This is a genomic window from Pedobacter sp. (assembly GCF_041662865.1).
Classification (GTDB): Bacteria; Bacteroidota; Bacteroidia; order Sphingobacteriales; family Sphingobacteriaceae; genus Pedobacter.
On the sequence record NZ_JBAZRL010000082.1, the window covers coordinates 1 to 6,757 of the forward strand.

General features: G+C 36.1%; 6 protein-coding genes. 4 read left to right on the forward strand and 2 right to left on the reverse strand.

All coding sequences use genetic code 11. The features are described 5' to 3' along the window. Both WC622_RS16030 and WC622_RS16035 read right to left on the reverse strand, forming a co-directional pair. Nucleotides 1–196: hypothetical protein (locus tag WC622_RS16030; protein ID WP_372820702.1), on the reverse strand; the 196-nt coding region annotated here is incomplete at its 3' end. A 105-nt stretch (nt 197–301) separates the two neighbouring features. Further along, nucleotides 302–1,267 carry a hypothetical protein gene (locus WC622_RS16035; protein WP_372820703.1) on the reverse strand — a complete coding sequence of 322 codons (966 nt, stop codon included), beginning with the start codon at nt 1,265–1,267 and terminating at the stop codon, nt 302–304. A gap of 178 nt (nt 1,268–1,445) precedes the next feature. Between WC622_RS16035 and WC622_RS16040 the strand changes: the two genes are divergently transcribed. The 4 genes from WC622_RS16040 (at nt 1,446) to WC622_RS16055 (ending at nt 6,459) form a co-directional block, all read left to right on the forward strand. After that, on the forward strand, nt 1,446–2,006 hold the full coding sequence (locus tag WC622_RS16040; RefSeq protein WP_372820704.1) for an RNA polymerase sigma factor: 561 nt from the start codon (nt 1,446–1,448) through the stop codon (nt 2,004–2,006). A 5-nt stretch (nt 2,007–2,011) separates the two neighbouring features. Further along, nucleotides 2,012–2,740, forward strand: coding sequence for a tol-pal system YbgF family protein (locus tag WC622_RS16045; RefSeq protein ID WP_372820705.1), 729 nt, complete (start codon nt 2,012–2,014; stop codon nt 2,738–2,740). A gap of 522 nt (nt 2,741–3,262) precedes the next feature. Beyond that, nucleotides 3,263–3,556, forward strand: a complete 294-nt coding sequence (locus WC622_RS16050) for a GIY-YIG nuclease family protein (protein ID WP_372820706.1) — start codon at nt 3,263–3,265, stop codon at nt 3,554–3,556. Between the two features lie 548 nt (nt 3,557–4,104). Then, a complete protein-coding gene (locus WC622_RS16055) occupies nt 4,105–6,459 on the forward strand; it encodes a PAS domain S-box protein (RefSeq protein WP_372820707.1) in 2,355 nt (784 codons plus the stop codon). The last annotated feature ends 298 nt before the right edge of the window (nt 6,460–6,757 follow it).

Genomic DNA, 6,757 nt, shown 5'->3' on the forward strand with positions numbered 1-6,757 from the left:
CAAACTCCCAAAAATAAGTGTAGAATGGGGCAGGAGCTCCAGCTATTTGCCGCAAAGGCCTAAGTTCCGAATCGAATTTAGTAGCGCCGTTTTCTGTGGTAAATTTAATAACAGCTGGTACCGTATCAGTTGGTAAGACCTGAGCATGTACTACCTGTAAACCAAGACAGCATAAAATTAAGAGTAGCGTTTTCATCACTAATAAATTTATATAATTTTATTTGTAATAAAGAAATGACTAAAAAAGATGAAACCCATAAAGGGTTCCATCTTGCAGTTAAAAATTAGGGAATTTATATCTTTAATAACCATCTAAACTATTAATGGCTAGTTGAACTTGTGCTTCTGTGGTTTCAACTAATGTTAAGGTTATACTTTGACCAGCAACGATGGTTGTTTCTTGCTCGGCATAATAATATTTTCCATCTTTTATGCAGAACGATAAATATTTACCTTCCACACCAATCGGCATCATATCATCGTAGCTTTTAACTTTGTTCGCACCATCTGGAGTATACAATTGGGCGGCTACGTTACTTCCTTTTGCACAGAAGAATACAAAGGTTTCTCCGCTAAATGCTCTGAAAGAAGCCATAGTACCTGGGTTGTTTACTAGGCTTACTCTAGTAGTAGTTTTTGGATTGGTATAGCTATAAAACACATCACAGTTAATCCATCCTAAATTTCCCATATCAAATGTGAAATTACCATCAACAGCATTGGCCTCTCTTTTAATACCTACTCCATTTGCAGCTGGTGCTGGTACTTGCCATGCCATCTGATTATCTGCACCTACTTTTTCTACACCTTCCCAAATTTGAGTAACACCAGTTCTTTTTGCAGGGATAGATATTTTAATAGGCGCAGTTAATGCCTGATCTACTTTTACACCGTTTACACTTGCATTTAAGTAAATAAAACCATCAGATGCCAAAGGTGCCCCACTAATATGGTTAGTGTTAGTACCGCTAAATAAAACCGAACTTCTACTTAATACCTCAATTGCAGTATAGGTTACATCGCCTGTAATGGCAGCACCACCAAGTCTTAAAGCACCGGCAGGGATAGTAATCTTTGTTCCGCCTTTTAAGGTAATCGTGTGTTCAACGGTATTGTTCATTTTTATGGTTTGAACTTTTGGTCCGTTTAGTTCTGCAAATTCTCTAGCCGATTTTGCAACACCTTTATCGTTTAAATCTTTTTTACATGCTGCCGAACATAAAATAATAAGGGCAACAATTACATAGGTTAAGTTAAATTTTTTCATGATTTCTAGTTTTTATATTTTGCTTACTCTTTAAAGGCTTTTCAGCAGCCGCCATTTTATAGGGTTTGATGTTATATAAGCCCTACCTAAAATTTGTTACCCCTTATTTTTAATTTTTTTTTCGCAATGCAGAAGAAACATTAAATTAGAGCACAAAATCCCCCAAAATCACTTGCCAATGGCTAAAGCAGTACATCCCGATCAGCGGTATTTAACGGCGTTAATAACTAACGATACAGGGATAGTTAATGAGATTTATAAAAAATGTGCAGGCAAAGTGAAGTCCTTTATTGTTTTTAATAACGGAACAACTAGCGATGCTGAAGATATTTTTCAGGAAGCTTTAGTAGATATATATAACCAGGCTAAGTACAAAAACTTACAACTCACTTGTCCGTTTGAGCCATTTCTTTTATTGGTATGCAAACGCAAATGGTTAAACGAATTGAAAAAAAGAGCCATATTACCGGTAACAAAAAGCGAGGACGACTTATTACATATCGGTGAAGATACATTTGAACAAGCCGAACTATTGGAGCAACAACAGGAACAAGCTGTTTTGTTTTTAAAAGCGTTTGAGAAATTGGGCGAAAGGTGCAAAGAAATTATTAAATGGAGCATGCAAGGCGATGCACAAGAAAAAGTAGCAGAAGCACTCGGTGTTACGTATGGCTATTTAAGAAAAAAGAAATCAGAATGTATGGCGAGCCTAATTAAAATGGTTCAGGTTAATAAATAGAAAAGATGACTGAGGATAAAATTTTACTAACGGCCCGTTATGCTGAGGGAGATTTAAATGAGGATGAAAGTGCTGCATTTGAAATGCGCATGAAAAGCGATGTAGAGTTGCAAGAACATTTAAAAGATTACCAACACATTCACCAAAGCTTACAAATGCAATTGGTGAGTGATGTAAATGATGAGCGATTCAAAAACACTTTAAAAGGATTAGGTAAACACTATTTTAGAGATCAACAAAAAGTTATTTCGTTTAAACCTGCATTAAAATGGTTATCTGGAGTTGCTGCTGTTTTGGTTATTGGGCTTTTAGTTTGGGCACCTTGGCGAAGTAATTTGTATGAAAAATATGCAACCAAGGGACAAATGTTAGTGACAGAAAGAGGAGCAGAGCACATAACGGATTTAGATAAAGCAGCAGCATTATATAATGAAAAGAATTATTCAGCTGCTAAAACTATACTCGAAAAGTTATACAGTAAAGAACCAAAAAATGCAATGGTGGGTTATTACTATGGCTTAACCTTATTAGAAACCGCTCAACTAGATAGTGGTAGAAAAGTGTTAACTCACATTCATCTTGGTGAATCTGTTTTTAATTATGATTCTGCTTATGCCATTGCCTTAAGTTATTTAAAAGAAAATAAAAAAGCAGAGTGTAAAAACTGGTTGCAAAAAATACCAGAAGGAACTACACATTATAAACAAGCAATAGAGTTGATAGAGAAGTTGTAATTTTTAAATCAAGGTCGTCTTTGCGAAGGAGGTTCTTCACCGACTGTGGCTCCACAGGAGTGCCCTTGGTACAATCTCCAGCTAGGCTCCCTGCTCGTCCTTGCGAAGGAGGTTCTTCACCGACTGTGGCAATCTCCTTAATGCTATAAGTAGTATACGAATTTACGATTCCTAAAATCAAGTAGGAGATTGCCACGCTACGCTCGCAAAGACGACTAAAAGCAAGGCTTACCGCTCGTCCTTGCGAAGGAGGTTCTTCACTGTGGCAATCTCCTTAATGCTATTAGACCCAAGAGTTTAATCGTTTTACACATGTTCGAAAGCAAATAGGAGATTGCCACGACTTGTGAAAAACAAGTCTCGCAAAGACGAGTAAGATGGCAATGAGGTTCTTCCTCGAAGCTGCTGTTTAGGAATGGCTTTGGTATTATTCCCTTCAGGCTATAACATCAGCCATTTTCTCGTCTTAAAAGACTAATTAAAATCAGGTTTAATATTATCAATAAATGATTAGGTTTAAAAATGGAAAGAGGTGGATGTGTTTATATCATGACCAATGTATATGATGGAATTCTTTATACAGGTGTAACTTCTGATATATTACATAGGGTTTGGCAACATAAAAGCAATCATTATCCTAAAAGTTTTACAGCAAAGTATAAATGTCATAAACTTGTGTATTACTATTTTTTCCCAACTATAGAAGAGGCTATTGGAGAAGAAAAACGAATTAAGGCTGGGAACCGGCAAGCAAAAATTAAATTAATCAATGAGCTTAACCCACAATGGTTAGACTTGTATGAAAGTTTGGATTAGAGGTTTTTAAAAGCAATGAGGTTCTTCACCGACTGTGGCTCTGCAGGAGTGCCCTTTATACAACCTCCTCTATGCCACTAAACAAAACAAGTAGGAGATTGCCACGACTTGTGAAAAACAAGTCTCGCAAAGACGAGTAAGATGGCAATGAGGTTTTTCACCGACTGTGGCTATGCAGGAGTGCCCTTGGTACAATCTCCTTAATGCTATAAGTAGTATACGAATTTTCAATTCCTCGAAAGCAAGTAGGAGATTGCCACGACTTATGAAAAACAAGTCTCGCAAAGACGAGTATGATGCAATGAGGTTTTTCACCGACTGCTGCTGCGAAGGAGTGCCTTTGGTACAATCTCCTTAATGCTATAAGACTTTTAAATTTCCAATCAAATAGGAGATTACTACGATTCCAACAAGCACACAAAAACCACCAACATAATTTTTTATTTCATCTGCACCCGCATTAACCAAATTTAGTATATTAGCATAGTTAACACGCTCAAAAAATAATTTTCATGTTGGTAGTCAAAAAAGGTCTTTTTTAAATAACGATGGAGAAGAAACCTCATAAGCTATCAAGTTGGTTTTTTTATAGACCTAGAGCCTCAGGGTTTATATTCTTCTTGTTTCTATTGAGCCTTATTGGCTTAATCGTTAGTCAACGCTACCAGCTCTTTCAAGAAAATAGAGAACGAGAAATATCTAATATCCTAGATGGTGTAGAACAAAACATAGAACAGACACTAAAAAACAGTTATACTGTAGCGCTCACGCTAGCACTTACAGTAGATAATAATGGTGTTCCAAGAAATTTCGATGAAGTTGCCAAACAACTCATTACCTCAAACCCAGATTTACAAGCTGTACAACTCGTGCCAAATGGAGTGGTTAAATACATCTATCCTCTAAAAGGAAACGAAAAAGTACTTAATCTAAACCTATATAAAAGCCCACCGCGAACTATACTAGAAGCAGAAAAAGCCATTAAAAGTAGAAAAATGTATTACCAAGGCCCTGTTAAACTTACACAGGGTGGCGTAGGTGTAATAGGTCGCTTACCATTATTTATCAATAACAAATTTTGGGGTTTCTCAGCCGTAGTCATTAAACTCGAAAAACTATTTAAAACAGCTGGTATTGATAATAAAAAATACAAAGATTATCAATTTCAATTTTCTAAAGTAAACGATTTAACGCATAAAGAAGAGTTTTTTCTGCCTTCTACACGTAATTTCGATAGCGAACAATCTAAATCTATCAACTTCCCAGATGGCGATTGGAAACTATACGTTGTTAACGTAAATCCTTACAGTAGTTGGCTCCAGTTGATAAGTGCCGTGCTGTTTGGTATAGGTTTAACAGGATTATCTAGTTATTTACTAACTCGCTTACTTAAAAAACAAGCGCAATTACAAGGAACAGTTTCCGATCAGGCCTTGCGATTAATTGACACAGAAAGCAAGTTTAAAAACATTTTTGATCATGCCGCTATCGGCATAGCCAGAATAAACTCAAAAACCGGTCAGGTCTTAGAAGTAAATCAATACTTATGCAATTTTTTAGGCTATACTGAAGAAGGATTGATGAGTAAAAAAATTAAAACCATTATTTATCCAGATGATTTGGATGAGGATAGAGTTCTGTTTAAACAACTGTTAAGTGGGAAAATTAGGCAATCTAATACAGAAAAAAGATATCTAAAAAAGGATGGGAAAGTAATTTGGGGCAATGTAATTATAACTCCTCTATGGAATGAGGGCGAAGAACCCAGCTCTCATATAGTAATTGTAGAAGACGTAACCAAACGTAAACAAGAAGAGCAAATTTTAATCGCCTCACAACAACGTATCGAATCTCTTATTAATACAGTAGATGGCATAGTTTGGGAAGGCAGCCCCAATGATAGCACGTATACCTTTACAAGTAAGAAGGTACAAGATATTTTAGGGTACACACCTAAGCAGTTTATGAATATACCTCACTTTTGGTTTGATCATTTGCATCCAGACGATAAAGAAAGGGTAGCAGCATATATAGCTAAAAGCACAAAAGAGGATAAACAACGCGACTTTGAATATAGAATGATCGCAAAAGATAATTCCATTGTGTGGATTAGAGATATTGTAACCATTATTAGAGAAGCAAGACAACCCGTAAAATTAAGAGGTATTATGATTGATATTACCAATCAGAAACACGCCGAAGAAGCCCTTAATAAATCATTTCAGTTGGTAACAGAGCAAAATAAGCGCTTACTTAATTTCTCTTATATCGTTTCACATAATTTACGCTCACATTCTAGTAACATACAAGGCATTTCTAACTTGATAGAAAGCGCTAAAACAGAGGATGATAGAAATGAAATGATCCAACTACTTAAAACAGTAGCTAATAACTTAAACGAAACATTATTTAACCTCAATAATGTGATCAATATTCAAACCAGTATAGATATTATAGTAGAACCCTTAAATCTGTACGATTATATTATTAAAACACTCAACACACATAATGCTCAAATCTTACAAAAAGAAGCAACTGTTTTAAACAAAGTAGATGAACATATAGAAATTATGTTCAATAGAGCGTACTTAGAAAGCATTCTGTTAAATTTAATTTCTAATGCATTGCGTTACAGTCATCCCGATAGGAAACCTGTAATTACTATTACCTGTTTTGAAGAAAATGGACAATTGGTACTGCGAATGTCCGACAATGGAATTGGAATAGACTTAAAAAAATACGGAGATAAAATGTTTGGTATTTACCAGACCTTTAATGGCAATGCCGATGCCAGAGGATTTGGTTTATTTATCTCAAAAAACCAAGTAGAGGCAATGGGCGGAAAGATTGAGGTAGAAAGTGATTTGAACAAAGGCACAACATTTAAAATTTATTTTAAATAAAGATAACCCTTAATGCATGATGTGTTTTCATTTTCCTATCTGCTGGTGTTTGCACCTGCCGAATAATTTTAACTTTTGATATGTCGATGAGACACCGTCTAATAGACGAATGAGATTGTACCATAGGCACTCCTGCGGAGCCGCGGTCGGTGGAAAACCTTCCTCGCAAAGACGACTGCATTAACGCTCTTTACAACCTTCCCTAAACCACAACCCACCACCAAGAACGAGGACCGGCCTTGTAGCATTCCGAAGGAGAAAGCATTAAAGCCTCCCTGTGCGTCTTTGCGAGGAGCGT

Coding starts and splice junctions, on each gene's coding strand:
- WC622_RS16035 (WP_372820703.1), bottom strand. CDS start 1,267: ATGAAAAAATTTAACTTAACCTATGTAATTGTTGCCCTTATTATTTTA.
- WC622_RS16045 (WP_372820705.1), top strand. CDS start 2,012: ATGACTGAGGATAAAATTTTACTAACGGCCCGTTATGCTGAGGGAGAT.
- WC622_RS16040 (WP_372820704.1), top strand. CDS start 1,446: ATGGCTAAAGCAGTACATCCCGATCAGCGGTATTTAACGGCGTTAATA.
- WC622_RS16050 (WP_372820706.1), top strand. CDS start 3,263: ATGGAAAGAGGTGGATGTGTTTATATCATGACCAATGTATATGATGGA.
- WC622_RS16055 (WP_372820707.1), top strand. CDS start 4,105: ATGGAGAAGAAACCTCATAAGCTATCAAGTTGGTTTTTTTATAGACCT.